16 protein-coding genes are annotated in these 16699 nt (G+C 63.8%); 8 read left to right on the top strand and 8 right to left on the bottom strand.

Annotation, left to right across the window (positions count from 1 at the left end; genetic code table 11):
• The first annotated feature begins 5 nt into the window (after positions 1-5).
• Positions 6-1451 (top strand): fatty acid desaturase family protein, encoded by a 1446-nt coding sequence (locus AC51GT_RS10610; RefSeq protein ID WP_496328725.1) that lies wholly within the window; start codon positions 6-8, stop codon positions 1449-1451.
• Between the two features lie 28 nt (positions 1452-1479).
• On the opposite strand, the gene AC51GT_RS10605 is transcribed toward AC51GT_RS10610, so the two are convergent.
• Positions 1480-2172, bottom strand: coding sequence for a hypothetical protein (locus AC51GT_RS10605; protein ID WP_496328724.1), 693 nt, complete (start codon positions 2170-2172; stop codon positions 1480-1482).
• Positions 2173-2382: 210 nt separating this feature from the next.
• Between AC51GT_RS10605 and AC51GT_RS10600 the strand changes: the two genes are divergently transcribed.
• Both AC51GT_RS10600 and AC51GT_RS10595 read left to right on the top strand, forming a co-directional pair.
• Complete coding sequence (locus tag AC51GT_RS10600) at positions 2383-3654, top strand: hypothetical protein (RefSeq protein WP_496328827.1); 1272 nt, start codon at positions 2383-2385, stop codon at positions 3652-3654.
• Between the two features lie 29 nt (positions 3655-3683).
• Positions 3684-4979 (top strand): lipase family protein, encoded by a 1296-nt coding sequence (locus AC51GT_RS10595; RefSeq protein ID WP_496328826.1) that lies wholly within the window; start codon positions 3684-3686, stop codon positions 4977-4979.
• 163 nt (positions 4980-5142) lie between these two features.
• Here the strand turns inward: AC51GT_RS10595 and AC51GT_RS10590 are convergent, their stop codons facing one another.
• The 3 genes from AC51GT_RS10590 to AC51GT_RS10580 form a co-directional block, all read right to left on the bottom strand.
• Positions 5143-5691 (bottom strand): flavin reductase family protein, encoded by a 549-nt coding sequence (locus tag AC51GT_RS10590; protein WP_496328723.1) that lies wholly within the window; start codon positions 5689-5691, stop codon positions 5143-5145.
• Positions 5688-6209 (bottom strand): NADPH-dependent FMN reductase, encoded by a 522-nt coding sequence (locus tag AC51GT_RS10585; RefSeq protein ID WP_496328722.1) that lies wholly within the window; start codon positions 6207-6209, stop codon positions 5688-5690. The genes AC51GT_RS10590 and AC51GT_RS10585 overlap by 4 nt, the downstream gene beginning before the upstream one ends.
• A 174-nt stretch (positions 6210-6383) precedes the next feature.
• Complete coding sequence (locus AC51GT_RS10580; protein ID WP_496328721.1) at positions 6384-6893, bottom strand: winged helix-turn-helix transcriptional regulator; 510 nt, start codon at positions 6891-6893, stop codon at positions 6384-6386.
• Between the two features lie 82 nt (positions 6894-6975).
• Here AC51GT_RS10580 and AC51GT_RS10575 point away from each other — a divergent pair, with 82 nt between their 5' ends.
• From AC51GT_RS10575 to AC51GT_RS10565, 3 genes are read left to right on the top strand one after another with little or no spacing between them, the layout of a single operon-like run.
• Complete coding sequence (locus AC51GT_RS10575; RefSeq protein WP_496324450.1) at positions 6976-7347, top strand: nuclear transport factor 2 family protein; 372 nt, start codon at positions 6976-6978, stop codon at positions 7345-7347.
• Positions 7348-7405: 58 nt separating this feature from the next.
• The gene (locus tag AC51GT_RS10570) at positions 7406-7954 is read left to right on the top strand and encodes a DUF2243 domain-containing protein (RefSeq protein ID WP_496328720.1); all 549 of its coding nucleotides are present in this window, start codon (positions 7406-7408) and stop codon (positions 7952-7954) included.
• Positions 7951-8757, top strand: coding sequence for a cytochrome c oxidase assembly protein (locus AC51GT_RS10565; RefSeq protein WP_496328719.1), 807 nt, complete (start codon positions 7951-7953; stop codon positions 8755-8757). The genes AC51GT_RS10570 and AC51GT_RS10565 overlap by 4 nt, the downstream gene beginning before the upstream one ends.
• A 282-nt stretch (positions 8758-9039) precedes the next feature.
• Here AC51GT_RS10565 and AC51GT_RS10560 read toward each other — a convergent pair whose 3' ends face one another.
• Positions 9040-9324 carry a hypothetical protein gene (locus AC51GT_RS10560; protein WP_496324447.1) on the bottom strand — a complete coding sequence of 95 codons (285 nt, stop codon included), beginning with the start codon at positions 9322-9324 and terminating at the stop codon, positions 9040-9042.
• A 31-nt stretch (positions 9325-9355) separates the two neighbouring features.
• Here AC51GT_RS10560 and AC51GT_RS10555 point away from each other — a divergent pair, with 31 nt between their 5' ends.
• Positions 9356-10120, top strand: a complete 765-nt coding sequence (locus AC51GT_RS10555; protein ID WP_496328718.1) for an alpha/beta hydrolase — start codon at positions 9356-9358, stop codon at positions 10118-10120.
• 125 nt (positions 10121-10245) lie between these two features.
• On the top strand, positions 10246-11985 hold the full coding sequence (locus AC51GT_RS10550; RefSeq protein WP_496328717.1) for an HNH endonuclease signature motif containing protein: 1740 nt from the start codon (positions 10246-10248) through the stop codon (positions 11983-11985).
• 22 nt (positions 11986-12007) lie between these two features.
• Here AC51GT_RS10550 and AC51GT_RS10545 read toward each other — a convergent pair whose 3' ends face one another.
• From AC51GT_RS10545 to AC51GT_RS10535, 3 genes are read right to left on the bottom strand one after another with little or no spacing between them, the layout of a single operon-like run.
• A complete protein-coding gene (locus AC51GT_RS10545; protein WP_496324444.1) occupies positions 12008-12763 on the bottom strand; it encodes a maleate cis-trans isomerase family protein in 756 nt (251 codons plus the stop codon).
• Complete coding sequence (locus tag AC51GT_RS10540) at positions 12739-14910, bottom strand: FAD-dependent monooxygenase (RefSeq protein ID WP_496328716.1); 2172 nt, start codon at positions 14908-14910, stop codon at positions 12739-12741. The genes AC51GT_RS10545 and AC51GT_RS10540 overlap by 25 nt, the downstream gene beginning before the upstream one ends.
• A gap of 8 nt (positions 14911-14918) precedes the next feature.
• On the bottom strand, positions 14919-16655 hold the full coding sequence (locus AC51GT_RS10535) for a nitrilase-related carbon-nitrogen hydrolase (protein WP_496328715.1): 1737 nt from the start codon (positions 16653-16655) through the stop codon (positions 14919-14921).
• Between the last annotated feature and the right edge of the window lie 44 nt (positions 16656-16699).

The following is a 16699-nucleotide window of genomic DNA, read 5'->3' as shown; positions in this document are numbered from 1 at the left end:
GAGTCATGACGATCGACGAAGCCAAGGGCAGAACCCGCCCCGGATCCACCGGAGCCAGGGCCGACGACGGGCAGAGTCCGCTCGCCCATCTGTCCGACGAAACCATCGAAATGCTGGGCAAGGAGTTCGACGCCATCCACGACGAGGTCTACGGAGATCTCGGGGAACGCGACCGCCAGTACATCAAGACGGTGATCGCCACCCAGCGGAATCTTGCCGTCGCCGGCCGGGTGCTACTGCTGGGATCGAGGTCGAAGGTCTCCTGGGTCGCCGGCACCGCCTGCCTGGGTATGGCGAAGATCCTCGAGAACATGGAGATCGGCCACAACGTCATGCACGGACAGTGGGACTGGATGAACGACCCCGACATCCATTCCTCGGTCTGGGATTGGGACACCGCGTCGACCGCGGAGGCGTGGAAACACTCGCACAACTACATCCATCACACCTTCACCAACATCCGGGGTAAGGACAAGGATCTCGGCTACGAGATCATGCGGATCGATCCGCACCAGCCATGGAATCCGGTGTACCTGGCGCAGCCGTTCTACAACATGCTGCTGACCGCCTTCTTCGAGTGGGGTGTGGCCTTGCACGACCTCGACCTCGACGCCATTCGCAAGGGCGAGAAGTCGATGTCGGAACTCTGGCACGACCTCAAAGGCATCGGCGTCAAGGCGCGGCGACAGGTGATCAAGGATTACATCGGGTGGCCGGCGATCAGTGCCGGTGCTTTCGCCCTGACTCAGCTCGGGTCGGGCGGGCGCATCGCTCAACCCAGGAAGTCGCGGTTGGCGAAGCCCCTGCGTCGCGCGCCCGGGGCCGGCAAGCGCGCCACCGTTGCCGCCGAGCTGATGGATCGCACGCTTCCCGGAGTCGAGCAGACGTTCCTGGCGACGCTGGCGGCGAACTTCACCGCCAACATCATCCGCAACGTATGGGCGCACGCGATCATCTTCTGCGGCCACTTCCCCGACCAGACGTACACCTTCAGCAAGGAGGAGACCGCGGACGAGACCCGCGGCGGTTGGTACCTCCGGCAGTTGCTCGGATCAGCGAACATCGAGGGCAGCCCGCTGTTCCACGTGATCAGCGGGAACCTGGGGTACCAGGTCGAGCACCACCTCTACCCCGACATGCCGAGTACTCGTTACTCGGAGGTCGCGCCCAAGGTGAAGGACATCTGCGAGCGCTACGAACTGCCGTACAACTCAGGTCCGTTCGGTCGTCAATGGGGGCAGGTGCACCGGACCATCTTCCGCCTGGCATTTCCCGGCGGCCAGTCGCGACCCAAGCCCGGCCCCTACCACCGGGCACCGCACAGCGCTGTCGACACGGAAAGGTCCAGCGAGGCGGCCCGGTTCCGGAGCCGGGTACCCCAGGGACACCCGGACGCCGGCCCCGAACACGAGTCCGGCGGTGTCGCAGTCGCCCCACCGCCCCGGGACTGACCGGTCCGGTTCGGTGGCGGGTGGTCGGTCACCGCTCGAGTTGACCGGCCACCCGCTGTTCGAGCTGTTGGGTGGTGGCGGCCGGTAACACGATCAACCCGTCCAGTTCCTTGCGCGCCCGGTCATAGGCGCTGCGTCGCTCGTGCTGGGGTGCCCCGCTGTCCTGCGCCAGATGCAGCAGGCTCTGGCCACGGCGCAACCGCTCCTGCTCCGGTTCGGTGAATCCCGATCGACGACGCCGCTTCGCTTCGGTTTCGGCCACGTCGAACGCGGTGGCGTACTCGTGGACCGCATCGCGGTATTCCCGGCGGCGCTCGCTGTCCTCGATGAGGTCGTCGCCGCTGTCGGGCCGCAACAGATCGGCCTTGCGCTTCGCGCGGTGGAAATCGATCGTGAGGGGGTCCCGCAGGTCGATCATCATCGGGAAGTCGAGCAGGGTGGCCGCATCGAGTTCATAGGCGAACCAGCGGGCATCGGTCTGGTTGTGCTCGTCGAGGGTTTTCGCGATGTCCCGCTTCACGGCTTCGGCATCTGACCGCCGTTGCCCGGAGGCCTCGATCTCCGCGATCTTCGCCTGCTGTTTGAGGCGATAGCGCTCCTGCCTGCGCTCTGCGCGACGCTCGTTGGCCGCACCGATCGTCTTCAGGCCGCCGCCGATCGCGCCGCCGAACACGAATACCAGCCACCAGTAACTGCCCACGAACTCGAAGAACGCATCCACCCCCCAAGCATGCCGGGTTGTCGCCTGCGCGGCATGCCTCGCCGGACCGGACCCGAATGCAGTTGACTATGAGTTGAGTCACAGATACCTCAGGGCACCCGCTTCTGAGCTGCGGCAATGCCACGCCGGCCCCTGGGTCCGGGTACCCCTTGGGACGGTTCTGCCATATCGTCCCAGCGAGTTATTGCGACTCGAAATGGGGCCTGTGTGATGTTTGATCGTGACGGTCATTTTTGCCGACCACTCCTCCGACGGGGGGTTGCGGCGATCATCGTCCTCTTCACCCTCTGCACCATCGGAAGCGTGGCCCGGGCCGAGCCTGCACCAGGTCTGGACCGTTATCTCGATCTCCCCCTGACCAATCGGGACGCCTCCCGCGGCCCGGGCGGTGTGCACTCGGCACTGCCCACCGATCCGGCAGAACTACGCACCCTCCTCGATCAGGCCCGCGGCCAGTCGGTGGCACCCTCCCGTTACGCGGCATTGCTGTACCAGTACTGGCTGGCCGAGACGACCACTGCTGCCGGAATCGATCTCGCCGCCTGGAACCCCAGACTCGGGGTCGAGGCCAATCGGCAGAACCTGATCAAGTCGTACACCTTCTACGAACAGCTCCAACTGAATCACCGCGAGCTCCAGTGGGCCGGGATGGCAGGTCAGGTCGGCGCCGACTTCGGCGGTGGCCTTATCGATTTCGAACTCGCCACCAACGTCTACGACTGGACCCGGCTCCAAGGTTTCGCCAACGCCATCGTCGGGCAGGCAAACCAGGGCGGTGCCGGTCTGGTCGAGCAACTTCCGACCGGACTGCGGGCACTGGCACGCGTCGGATCCACGGTGACGCCCGATGATCTGCACTTCGTCCTCGGGAACATTCTGGTGATGCAGAAGAACATCTTCAGCGACCTCATGCCCATGCACCGCGCGTACGTGGCCGGCGGTCTCGCCCCACTCGAAGAGATGCGGGCGGCCGGCCTCTTCGGTGATGACATCCTCGACGCCTGGCGCGATATCGCGTCGAACGACGCGGACCGGATCGCCGAGGGCAATGCCGTTCTGCTGCAACGCGAACAAGGCCAGATCATCAAGGAACAGTGGGACCGGACCCGCGCTTACAAGGGTGATGTCGGCGAAGCGATCACTTATGTGAGCACCGTGGGCGGCTCACCATCGGTGGCCGGCGTCGTCGCGCCGAGGTCATTTCGGCCCATCGAGATCAGCAACCGTCTCGCCGATGGACGCACCGCGACCCTGACCACCCCGTTGCCGTCGTGGAATTGGGCGGAATACGAACCACGCTGGGACTACATCACCATCGAACTACTGCCGAAATACAAGGACCTGGTGAACCATGACTGGCGGTCCCTGGAGCGAATCTTGCGCACACCCTACGAAACCCAGCTCGAAACACACCGTCCGATCATGAGCATCCCGTCGCTGCTGCAGGCCGCGGCGGCCGGCACGAAGGTGAGTGTGTCGTGAAAAGCCTCTCGACAGCACTGTCGATCCTGATGGTCGCCCTGGTGGCAGTGTCGGTGAATGTGCCGGCCGCCCAGGCAGAACCGGTACGTACCCCGGACCTGGGCGAGGTGTTCAACGGCTATGTCATCGGCACATTCGCCGACGGCCGCATCGCGAGCCCCGACGAGATCTTCCAGGGCCTGGCCGCCGACGATCCGTTCTACGCCGAACCACGGCTCCGCGGGGACGAAAAACCGGGCACCATCCTCAAGGCCAAACCGGTTGCGGTGCAGTTCACCGGATTTCGGCCCGGCAACATCGATGCCTACAAGCTGATGTACGTCACCACCGACCTCGACGGCAGCGCCGAGATCAGTACCGGCATCCTGATGATCCCCCGCGACGGTAAGAAGAACTCCGAACGTGGAGTCGTCGCGTACCAAGAAGCCAACGACAGCGTCGGTGCCTACTGCCATCCGAGCACCCAGTGGACCGGTGGCGCCCCGATGGACGGCTCCTCCTGGTCCGCGCTGGGCCCGCTGGGCCAGATCTTCGGCAAGGGCCTGGCAGTGATGATCTCCGACGTCGGCAATGACGGTGATCCGTTGCCACACGGCGTCTTTGCCGGAAAGTTCGGCGGCAACGCGAATCTCGATGGCGTGCGGGCCGCGTTGGCCCTACCCGAGGCCGGGCTGAGTGCCGACGCCCCGATCTCGATCTTCGGTATCGCCGGCGGCGGTGTGGGCGCTGCGTTCGCGGCCGAGAATCACGCCAACTACGCACCCGAACTCAACGTGAAGTCGACGGTCCTGGAGGGCATGGTCGTCAACCAGCGCAACTTCATCCGCACCGCCGACGGGTCGGTGGGCTCGGGGTTCGCGTTTGCCACGCTGCTCGGTCTGGAACCGCGCTACCCGGAGATGAAGATCGACGAGAAACTCACTCCTGCCGGTAAGGCGATGGCAGATGTGTTCCGGACCCAGTGTCAGACACCGGCCTACTTCGCGACACCGTTCCTGCCACTGCGAACCCTGTTCACCAGCGGACAGAACCCGGCGGACATCCCCGAGTTCCAGCACGTCTACGACGACAACCTGCTCGGGTCCAAGAGCCCGGATTCGAAGGTGCTGATCACCTCGTGTGCGGCCGATGATTCACCGATGTCGTTGGTACCCGCGCAGGATGCCCGGGATCTGACCGCGAAATACCGGGCCGGGGGAACCGACGTCAGCTATCAGCCCTCGGACTGCAGCATGCTCAACGCGCTGACCAACCTGTACGGCTGGGGCACCGACCTGTTCGGGATGCAGACCGTGAACTGGATGGCCAACACTCTGAAGGAGTGAAGCCGTACGGCACACGTCGGCCACCGTAGAACACCGACCGCCCGCCGATTGGCGAGCCGTTCTCGTTGGCGGCGTGTGTGTTTGGCAGCGGTTCGTGGCTGGGATCGTGATGTCGGCGGCGATGATCAACGCTTACAGGAAGCCGGCCGTTCGGCGGTGGAACTCAGGCGATCTCCTGGTGATGGATCCGCGGGAACCGGCCGTTGTGAAATAGCAAGGGGGCCGCGTTTCGCGCATGTCCGACCTCGTTGACCAGGAACGTGACGACGGTGTGGTCGCCGGCCGGAAGATCACCGGAGATCTCGCAATCCATCCATGTCACTGCGCCGTCGATGAACAGTGCTCCATCGTCGCTCACCCATGTGTCCAGGTCGGCGAACCGGTCGGCGTCCTTCGCGGAGATCTGTCGACAGGCGGCACTCTGGTCCTCGGCGAGGATCGAGATCCCGATGCGGCTCGCCCGTCTCAGGATCGGCCACGTCGACGACGCGTTGCGGACCGAGAACATCACCATCGGTGGGTCATAGGAGACACCGACGGCCAGTGAGGTTGCAACCATCCCCTGCGGTTCCCCGTCCACGACGGCGCACAAGGCTGCGACCGCGGCCGGGAATCCGTTGAAGACGGCGCGAACTTCCGCGGAGTCGGCGATCGCCGGGGCCATCGAGCCGACGTGATCCCCGAACCGGCGGTGGGCCTCGACGGTGCTCACCGGGCACCGACCTTCAGTTCGGCGGCCGCGCGGACCTGGTGCAGCGCCACCGCGTTCGCGGTCACCCAACCCTCGATGACCTCATCCGCCCGATCCATCTGCGGTGTCTCGAAATAGAACCCCGCCGTCGGCACCAGCGCGCCGAGTTCCACGAGAAGCGGCCGCAGGTTGACCTCGGGAGCCATCGAGTGGCCCTTGTCGGCGCCGGTCATCAACGGGATGGCGCAGACATTCTTGAGCCCGAGGTTCGGGTATCGGTCCAGGAAGCTCTTCAGAAGACCGGTGTAGGTGGCCTTGTAGGTCGGGGAACCGACGATCACCAGATCACTGGCCGCGACCGACTCGTTCAGGGCGGCCATCTGGTCCGACGGCCAGACGAAGATCTCGGCGGTGTGCTCGGCGAGGTCCACCGTCGCGATCGTGTCCTCGTCGGTGGCGATGGCCGCGGCGAGTAGCCGGGCGAGGGCAAGGGTGCGGGATCCGGCCTTCGGATTCCCTACAACAACGCTGATCTTCAAGACTGCCTCCAGTGTCGTAACGATGCTTGGGCAGGCCAGGACCAAGCACGAATGTGCCTGCGTGCGATGCGAATGACTCCGCCGCACAGATATTGGCCTGTGGTGCCACCGAGGTCTTGTGTCTCGAGCGGATGGCGCCGGCTTACGGCGCCTCCCAATTATGCATGCACGACGTCACTCCGGCATGTCTTTGCGTTCTGGACGCAGTGCCTCATATCGCTTCTGCATGACCTCGCCGGCAGCCGGGCCGGCGGAATAGACGTACCCGGAGCCGTCAATGCGCTCACCGGTGGCTGCATCGACAACAACGGGTTCGATTTCGCGGCCCGTCTGCGCGTCGACCAGGATCATCGACCGCTCCTCCGGTGCCAGCTGCGCATTACGCCATGCCGCCATCGCGACAAGCACGGGGCGTAGCGACCGACCCAGGTCGGTGAGTAAGTATTCGTAGCGCTCCGGACGTTCCTGATAGCGCCGTCGATCGAGAATGCCGGCCTCGACGAGGGCTTTCAGTCGGCTCGTCAGCATGCTGGACGAGAGACCGATGTTGGACTGGAAATCGTCGAAGCGCGAGTAGCCGTCGAAACAGTCATGCAGGATGAGCACCGTCCACCACTCGCCGACCACGCCCAGCGTTGTCGACAACGGGCACTCCCGGTCCTCGAGTCTGATCTTGCTCACCATCCGGACGCTCCCTCGTCGACTAACTGCTAACTTAGCAGTAACAGTCACTTCTAAATTAGCAGTGACAACCGAGGAGAACACCGTGACAAACCCGCTGGTCGCCGACTGCCCAGATGCCGTCCGCGCATACATGACTCTCAGCCAAGGCGATGATCGTCCCGCAGCCGTGGCCCTGTTCACCGAGGACGCCCAGGTGACCGACGATGGGCACGACTATCGCGGCGTCTCCGAGATCAGGACCTGGCTCGATCGGGTCGCGGGCGAATACACGTACACCGCGACACCGACAGCCGTGCAGAACGAGGCGACCGACAAGACCTCGATCCGAATCCGACTCGAAGGCAACTTTCCCGGTGGACTCGTCGACGTCGACTACCGCTTCCGACTCGATACCACCGGCCGACTGACACGCCTGACGATCGCGCCAAGCGCTGATCAACCCGGAACCGCCTGACGTTACGCATTCGGCCACCAGGGGTACTTCCGAGGAAACCCACTTCGGAAAGGCCACAATGAGTACATCCGCAGACCCCGCCGTGGAGAAGACATCTCGATCGTTGGCCCTCCCCGGCGTGATCCTGGGCATCGGACTCGGGGGCTTCGTCGACGGAATCCTGCTGCATCAGATTCTGCAGTGGCACCACATGCTCACCGGGACCAACGACGACAACATCGGCGTGAAGTACTACCCCGCCAACACTGTGCACGGGCTGGAGATGAACACGATGTGGGATGGGTTCTTCCACACGTTCACCTGGCTCGCAGTACTGCTCGGCCTGGGACTGCTGTACTCGCAGGTCACCCACGACCGTCGTCGCCTTTGGACATCCCGGGCGCTCTGGGGGTGGGTCCTGGTGGGTTGGGGCGCGTTCAACCTCGTCGAGGGCGTCATCGATCATCACATCCTCGCCATCCATCACGTCCGGAGCGGCGATTATCAAACTCTCTGGGACATCGGCTTTTTGGCGCTCGGAGCACTGCTCGTGATGGCGGGTTGGCTGCTGCAGCGCTCAGCTCGGCCGCTTGATTTCGCGCGCGTGAGAGTCGACGGCCCGGTATGACGCAACTGGCGCACGGATCAGCGCAGCACGGCGTCGACTGGACGCAGATGGTGGCATATACGTCGCTGGCCGCCGTCGCCACCGCGTACGTTGTCGTCGCCGTACTGCGATCACGCGAAGCCCGCGGTTGGAACCATTGGCGTACTGCGAGTTTCTTGATCGGAGTGGCGATACTTCTGATCGCACTGCGCCCGTCGGCCTCCGACAGTTTCGGCAATCACATGCTCGGGCATCTGCTCATCGGCATGTTCGCGCCGCTCGCGTTGGTTCTGGCGGCACCGATGACGCTGGTTTTGAGGTCCATCCCACCCCGGCATGGACGCACCCTGGTGCACCTGCTGCGGTCGAAACCCGCACGCCTGATCACCAATCCGATAGTTCTACTCGTCGCCAACATCGGCGGATTGGCGCTGCTGTACTTCACCCCACTGTTCGAACTCGCAGACGCCAATCCCGCGCTGCACAGCCTGATCCACGTCCATTTCTTCATCGCCGGTTATCTGTTCGCGTGGATGATCGCCGGTCCAGACCCCGGACCGGACCGCCCGACGGTGCCGATGCGTCTGGTCGTTCTCGGTGTTGCCATCGCCGGCCACGCCGTGATCTCACAACTGCTCTACGCCGGCCTCTACGTGCAGGTCCCCGCACCGCCCAGTGAACTGCAGGATGGCGGAACCCTCATGTACTACTGGGGCGACATCGCCGAACTTCTTTTGGCACTCGCCCTACTTCTCACATGGAAACCCGACCACCGGACGCGGAGAACTCCGGCCGTTATTCGCAAACTGCAAGGTCAGACGTAGTTGGTCGACCGTCGAATTCACAAGGACCGGTGCAAAAAAGGCCGCTTTGGTTTACCGATCATAGTAGAAGTACAAACGTTCATATCGTTGTCCCCCAAAGGAACTAATCCGAACAACTCTATTGCAAACGATGATTCCCGGCCTCTTCGAATCGATTTGGTCTCAATCCTATTGCGCAGTCCATATCTGAGCGGCGCTCAATTCTGAGTGCGGTATGTTCGGTTGATCCTTTACCGAGTCATTACCTGGGGGTTACCCGATGGGCCAAGCAGTCCGAACTGCTCATTCACGATCGCGACGCATCGCCTGCTTCGGCACGGTGGGAGCGGTCGCCGCTGCTGCAACACTGATGTTCAGTGGGGTCTCCGGCGCGGCACCGAGCTTGGGCAGCTCAGGCAGTGGCAGCGTCGGTTCCGGATCGACGGTACCGGACGCGTTCCAAGAGGACCCCGGCCCGCCGCCGGTGCTCCGCGACGACATCCTCGCTCCGGCGATCGAAAAGATCAGCCAGTCCGGAAACCACGTTCGGTACAGGGTGGAATCACCGGCACTTCGCCGTGCGGTCACACTCGATGTCCTGGTGCCCACGGATAATTCGGTGAAGCGTCCGACGCTATACATGCTCGACGGGGTGAGCGCCGGGGACAACGCCAGCGGCTGGATGTACCAGGCTGATGCCAAGGGCTTCTTCGCCGACAAAGACGTCAATGTGGTGATGCTCAATGGCGGTCGATCGAGTGTGTACACCGACTGGGAGAAGGAAGATCCGGTCCTCGGTCTGAACAGGTGGGAAACCTTCACCGCGAAAGAGTTGCCACCACTGATCGACAACGCTCTCAACACCAATGGCGTCAACGTGATCGCCGGAAACTCCATGGGTGCGCAAGGTGCAATGATGCTGGCCCACAGGAACCCGGATGTCTACGACGGGGTCGCCGCGTTCAGTGGGTGTTACTCGACCACTGATCCGGTGGGCCGTCTTTCCATCCAGCTCACCGCTTCACACCAGAAGGGCGACCCTGCCAATGTCTGGGGTGAGTTCGGCAACGAAGCGTGGAAGGCACACGACTCCGTCCGCAATGCAGAAGCGTTGCGCGGCATGCACATCTACATGTCGGCCGGGAGCGGCTTGACCGGCCCGCATGAAGATCCGAATGATGACGACTACCTGAACAGAGTGATCGTCGGCGGTGCAATCGAGGCGGGCTCGAACCACTGCACCCGGACGCTGGAGAATCGCCTGAACAGCCTCCGTATTCCTTCGACGGTGACGTACGAGCCGGTCGGGATACACAATTGGCCGTATTGGAAGGACCAACTGCCGAAGGCATGGCCGACGATCAAGGCGGGCCTGGGTCTCTAGACGCCTGGCACATCATCAACGGGCGGGCTCACCGGGACAATTGTTCTCGGTGGGCCCGCCCGTTTGTCGAACTGCTCCCGCGACTTCGCAATCGATTGTCGTACCCCTCGTTTAGAATCAAACGTATGTTCGAGGGGGAGATCGAAGATGCAGGTGGGGACGATGAAATCGGTCCTGTCGAGTCGCTGGGTGTCAACGAGTTGTTGCGTAACACTGAACTCGCGGTGGCTCAGCAGTCGCGGATGGAGTGGGAGCGCTATGCCGCTGCGGCAATGCTGCACCGACATCTCGTTGAGCCCACTGCCGGGTCTGAGGCGGAGATGCGGGCGCTTGATCCGTTCGCGCAGTGTGCGGCGAGATTGTCTGCCGCACAGGGTCTGACGCAGCGGACCGCGGAGTTGCAGATCAACCGTGGGGTGGCGCTGCGCGATCGACTGCCTGCGGTCAATGAATTGTTGAAAGCCGGGCGCATCGCCGCGCACCATATTCCTGACATCATCGCGCGGACTGAGTTGATCGAAGGCTCAGCCCATATGGTCGATATCGATGCGGCGATCGCTGAACGATTGAACCGTCCGGGGGCGTGGTCGAAGGGTCGGATGCGAGACATGGTCGATGCGATCATCTTCCGCCGGGACCCGGATCTGGTCCGTAAGAACCGGGAGGATGCGAAAAACAATCGTGGGGTGTGGGCCAACAACACCGACCACGGCATGGCGGTACTGGATGCGCATTCCACCGCTGAGGAATTGACGTTGATCATGGCCAGGTTGGAGAAGCTGGCGATGGCCACGTGCAAGGCTGATCCGCGAAAAAAGGCTGATCGGATGGCCGATGCGTTGTTCGCCACCGTGATGGGCCGCGAGTTCCGCTGTGAATGCCCGAACGATCCGAAACATCCCTGCACCGCTGAGACCATCACCGTCCCTGCCGGACAGGTCATCTCAGGGGTGGATGTGAAGATCGTTATGCATGTGATCACTGATCAGGCCACCCTCGATGGTCGCGCCGAAAATCCAGGCTTCATGGATGGGCACGGTGTCATCTCTGCTGATCATGTCCGGGATATCGCCGAGCGTCCCGAAGCCGTGCAGCGGACGATGGGCAACAAGACCGAACCTGCACCAGCGCAACCCGAGCAGCCCGAGCCGGTGGAGCCGGAACCCGAGCCGCCCGAGCCGGAGACGCCGAAGCCGAAGCGGCCGACCGTGTACATGCGTGGACCGCAGAACCCGCCAGCCGAAAGCGTTCCCGATAACGGTGATGACAATGCGATCGCAGCGCCGTTCCCGCAGGTGATTCCACTGCTGGCCACCCAACCCGGTGACCAGTACCGGCCGTCAGCTGTGCTCGACAGTTTCCTCCGGATCCGCGACGTCTACTGCATGTGGCCCGGCTGTGAGCACAAGGCCTGGGGCGCGGATCTGGACCACACGTGCGAGTACAACCACAACGATCCCGAGGCCGGTGGCTGCACCCATCCATCAGAGATGAAGACGCTGTGCCGTTTTCATCATCTGCTCAAGACCTACTCCGACTGGCTTGATGATCAGTACCCCGATCCTGAGACCGGGCGGACCCGGCTTGTCTTCACCACACCCGAACGCCGGCACTATCACGGTCCGGGATGGACCGGCGATGACCTGTTCCCGACACTGCGGTTGATCGTCTTCGACAACCAACGCGGCTCACCGAACCGGCCGCCGCCGGGACCACCGTCAAGAACGCGGCCCCGCACCGCTGCCAAACACGCACGCCGCCAACAAGAACGACTCGCCAACCGCCGCCAGCGCGAACTGGCAGACCAACTCAACCGGGAGCGCCGCGAAGAACGAGGAAGGAACGAACCACCGCCGACGTTCTGACGGTGTGGATGTCGCAGACTCCTCAGAACTTGGCGAGCAACGAGCCGAAGCCCTCGACCTGATCGTTGATCCCATTCGCCCGCAACGCATGCCAGATTGTGGCGAGGTTGATGGCGATCACCGGCTTGCCCAGTTCACGCTCGAGGTCGGCAGCGACATCCATCGCCTCCAGGTTCGTTCCGCACTGGATCAATGCGTCGACGTCAGGGCCGTCGACGGCCAGGAAGCCCGCCCGGATGGTTTCCGGGGTCTCGTCCGCGATCGACGTGGCCGACGCCGACTTCAGACCGTGCACGCCGGCCACGTCAAAACCGAGCTCGGTGAAGTACTTACGCACCTGCTCGTCGCCGACCGGCTGGTAGGGGGTCATGACGCCGATTCGGCGCGCCCCGAACGCTTTCAGTGCCTCACCGGCAGCGGTGGCCCCGGTGGACACTCCCAACCCGGTCAGTCGGCGAACGTTGGCCTCGAACTCGGCGTTGCCCGCCACACCGCCCCAGAAGGTCTCCGCAGACATCCCCATCACGATGTAATCAGGGTCGGCGGTCATCACCGTCTCCAGCGCTGCGGGTAGTGCCTCGTTCAGGTTCTCCCGGAACAGCCCGAACGCGTCGGCTGAATCCAGGGCCACGGCCTTGATCATGATCCGTCCGGTGTGCCAGGACGAGTCCTGCAACCGGATCCGGTGGAACTCGCGCTCCACCGATGTATTCGTCGAGGGAACGATCAGCCCGAACTTCTTGCCCTTGGTGATCACTGATGTACCGGTTCCTGCCATTGTGTCTCCGTCTCGATTGAAGTGGTGGGCACGGCCAGTTGGGCCTTCGCCCACCGGCCGACCTCGGCGTCGGTTGCCAGCTCTGCACCGACGCCGAGCAAATCGGTGAAACCCCGCCAATCCTGCTGGGAACGGCCCGAGGCACCGGTACGACGGATCGACCGGTACGTCTGCGCGACCGCTCCGGCCGCGGACAACAGCGGGCCCACCGGGTAGATCATCAGGGCGACACCGCATTCGGCCAGTATCCGCGTGGGCGGAAGCGCCGAGTGATCGCCGGCCTCCGACAGGTTCACCATCAGCGGCACGCCGGGCACCGCATCGCGGATCCGACGCAATTGCGCCTCCGCATAAGCACCCTCGACAAAGATCAGGTCGGCGCCGGCAGCGGCATACGCGCGGATCCTTGCCAGTGCGGCGTCCTCGCCGTCGACCGACAGCGCATCGGTCCGGGCGATCACCAGCGCGCTGCGCCTGCTGCGCACGGCCATCGCCACCTTGGCCGTCATCTCCTCGACCGGGATCAATTCCTTGCCGTCGAGATGCCCGCATCGCTTGGGAGCCAACTGGTCTTCGAACTGGATGGCCGCGGCACCGGCCCGCTCGAGACGCTCGACGGCCTCGCCGACCTGTAGGACGCCGCCATAGCCGGTGTCCCCGTCCACGACCAACGCCAGATCGGTCACCGCGGTCATGCGCCGGACCTGTTCGGTCATCTCGGCCAGCCCCAGGTAACCCAGGTCGGGACGACCCAGCGCGGTCGCCGATACGGCGGCCCCCGAGACATACGCGACACCGAACCCTGCATCGGCCGCAGCGCGTGCCGTGACCCCGTCATACACACCCGGAGCGATCACCGGGCCGTAGCAGAGCCGCTCCGACAGGATACGTCCGGCGGGGCGAGCCGTCTTCGGCACCGCATGAAGCTCGCGGGCCAAGCGTCCCAGCGTGATCCGCAACGACGTGAACATCGCCGAGGCACGCAGGTGGGCCCGCTTGTCGAGCAGCTCGATGTCCATCTCCGAGAGTTCATCGGCGCGGGCAGCCCGGGCCTCGTCGTCCTCGGAGCGCATCGAGTCGTAGTTCTTCTGCGCCTGGGCCTGCACGTGGTTGAGTGCGGCGTCACGACGCAATTCGCTGTACAACGTCGCCGCGTGGGTGTCGTCGGTGTCGGTCAGTGCCGCGTCGACACAGAGTGCCGCGGCCCACGCGTCGTGGATACCGCTGTTCATACCCATGCCACCGAGCGGGTTGTTGACGTGCGCGGCGTCTCCGACCAGCAGCGTGTGGCCGACCGAGAACGTCGCGGCCGCACGCATGTTCACCTTGTAGATGGAGGCGTGCGGGATGTCGTAGGCCGACGGCTGAGCCGCGATGCCCTGCAGTCGGGCCTCCAAGGCGGCCGGCTCGAGAGCCTGCTCGTCGGACTCGGCGTCGCGGATCGGGAACAGTGCACGCCAGTGGTTGGGGGTACGCAGCAGCACACCCCAGTCCTCGGGATCGGAAATGTACGAGACATACGCGAGATCGGGGAAGTCGTCGCGGAATTCGTGCGTGGTCGAGATGACCAGGAATCGCTCGTCATAGGTCCGGCCTTCGAACGAGACCCCGAGCGATTTGCGAATCGCCGACTGTGCGCCATCGGCGGCGATCAGCCATCGGGCCAGGATCGGATGATCACGGTCGGTGTCGGGCAGGAAGATCCGGGTGTGATCATGTCCCTGTTCGACCCGGACCACCGGACTCGAGAACCGCAAGGTCACATTGGGCATCGTGACCAGGACCTGGTGGATGATGCGGGTCAGATTGTCCTGTTCGCTCTGAATCCGGTACGGGTACTTGGTCTCTCCCTTGAGCAGACCCATGTCCATCTCGGAGAGGACCGTGCCGTCGCGCTCCCGGTATTGAAAGACCGGGGCTTCCAGGCCGACCGCGAGCAGGTCGTCGACAACACCGAGCTCTTCGAGCAATTCGAGTGTCGACGGATGAAAGGTGGACGCCCGCGATTCATCGGACAGGCGGTCGCCCGCCTCGAGAACCAGTACCTGGTGGCCCAGTTGGGCCAGCTTCAGGGCCGCGACCATACCCACCGGGCCCATGCCGGCCACGACAACCGTCTCCATGGCGCGTTCTTTGTTCACAGACATGTTCTGTCTCAGCTCTTCTCGGCAAGCAGGGGCCCGTACAACTGCGGTTGACGGCTACCGACGGGGTCCAGGTGGTACCCCATCATCTTGTTGTGCGATTCACGCAGATCCAGCCGGACGATCAGCTGCTCTTCAAAGCCGTGCCTGGTCCACTGCGCGGACGGATACCGCATGAGCGCAATCGGCTGGCCGGGAATGAACGGATCAGCGCGGACGATCTGGCTGCCGATGACGGCCGGGCTGTCGAGCCGGTTCACCGACACGAGGTGCACGCGGTTCTCTTCGGTGCGCTCCGTGGCCGCCATCTCGGGGGCCTCTCGGCGATCCCAGTTCGCCGGGTGTACAACGACTTCGGCGCCGCGCAGGGTCAGCAACCGCATCACCTCCGGTACCCACACCTCTGAGCCGATCATCATCCCGATCGCCCCGATCTCGGTATGGGCGACCTCGATGTCGTCACCGGGGCTCGCCCACTGCAGATCTGCGTGGTCGAGGTGGGTCTTGCGGTATCGGAAGACGACGGTGCCACTGTGATCGATCAGATACGCGGTGCTGTGGTGTGCCCCTCCATCGGATTCTTCGACCAGGTTGACCACCACCCACAGCGAATGTTCCTTGGCCGCGGAACAAATGGTCTCGAGAACCCGCTCCGATACCACCGCGGCGGCGGCCGGGTCCGCGGCCACCTCACCGGGCTTGAAACAGAACAGCTCCGGCAGCACACCGAGAGTCGCACCCTGCGCTGCGGCGTGGGCGATCTGCCCCACCGCACGGGTGATCGTCCACTCCTGGTTGTGGAAGTACGACACCTGCAGCGTTGCGACATCGAGGAACTGGGACGGCCGGTCCGGATCCACCGGACCGAGCATCGAGGCGACGGGCAGCGAGGCATGGTCGCTCATCAGGTCACCGTAGAGATCCGGTCGGCGCCAGCCGAGGACGTCGGCGAAACCGGGGACATCCTTGTCGTCGGCGGTGCCGGGAGTGATGTCGGCCCAGATCAGGCCTTCGTCTTCCTCACCGGCGCAGACGAGCGATTCGCCGGTGGGACTGACGATCTGCGAACCGCCCATCCACGGCCAGGCATCGGCCGGACCGCCTACGGTGTTGGCCGCAATGTGCCACACGTGATTCTCCATGGCCCGCAGGGGAACATGGACCCGCAGTTCATCCGGCCCACGGGAGTTGAGCGAGTTGCAGAAAACCTGCGCGCCAATGGTTCCCAGCACCCGGGGCACGTCGGGAACGATTCCGTCGGCACACATGAGCAGCCCGAGACAGCCGACCTCGGTGTCGATGACCTCGAGTTCCTTGCTGCCCGGGGTGAACAGCGTGTACTCGTAGTCCCAGAACACCGTCTTGTGGTGGACGTACAGCAGGTCCCCCGACGGGCCGATCAGCAGTGATGCGATGTAGACATCCGGTGCCGTGGCACCTCGCACATCCACGCCGACAACGGCATGGATACCGGCATCACGACAGGCCCGCTTGAGACCGGCGACGAACTCACCCTCGAGTGTCTCGGAGAGCTCGTGGCACTCTTCGCGGCCGCTGTAGTTCCGAAGCCGATTGCTGTTCTCGGGCAACACGACCAGCTGCGCGCCGGCCGCTGCCGCGGCCCGGATGTAGGCGGCACACAGTTCGGTGTTCGCAGCGACGTCGGTTCCGGAGAAGAATTGTGCGGCAGCTACCCGGACCGTGTCCGCGCCGCGGGACTCAAATGAGTCCAATGTTGTGATTTCCATATTGTGGTTATCGCCTTTCCAATATATGGGTAACGATACCGCTG

The organism is Williamsia sp. z34, from assembly GCF_059553395.1.
Note: the sequence above shows the minus strand (reverse complement) of the source record. Positions and strands in the feature narration are given on the sequence as shown.

Coding starts and splice junctions, on each gene's coding strand:
- AC51GT_RS10610 (WP_496328725.1), top strand. CDS start 6: ATGACGATCGACGAAGCCAAGGGCAGAACCCGCCCCGGATCCACCGGA.
- AC51GT_RS10600 (WP_496328827.1), top strand. CDS start 2,383: ATGTTTGATCGTGACGGTCATTTTTGCCGACCACTCCTCCGACGGGGG.
- AC51GT_RS10595 (WP_496328826.1), top strand. CDS start 3,684: ATGGTCGCCCTGGTGGCAGTGTCGGTGAATGTGCCGGCCGCCCAGGCA.
- AC51GT_RS10580 (WP_496328721.1), bottom strand. CDS start 6,893: ATGGTGAGCAAGATCAGACTCGAGGACCGGGAGTGCCCGTTGTCGACA.
- AC51GT_RS10570 (WP_496328720.1), top strand. CDS start 7,406: ATGAGTACATCCGCAGACCCCGCCGTGGAGAAGACATCTCGATCGTTG.
- AC51GT_RS10565 (WP_496328719.1), top strand. CDS start 7,951: ATGACGCAACTGGCGCACGGATCAGCGCAGCACGGCGTCGACTGGACG.
- AC51GT_RS10550 (WP_496328717.1), top strand. CDS start 10,246: ATGTTCGAGGGGGAGATCGAAGATGCAGGTGGGGACGATGAAATCGGT.
- AC51GT_RS10545 (WP_496324444.1), bottom strand. CDS start 12,763: ATGGCAGGAACCGGTACATCAGTGATCACCAAGGGCAAGAAGTTCGGG.
- AC51GT_RS10540 (WP_496328716.1), bottom strand. CDS start 14,910: ATGTCTGTGAACAAAGAACGCGCCATGGAGACGGTTGTCGTGGCCGGC.
- AC51GT_RS10535 (WP_496328715.1), bottom strand. CDS start 16,655: ATGGAAATCACAACATTGGACTCATTTGAGTCCCGCGGCGCGGACACG.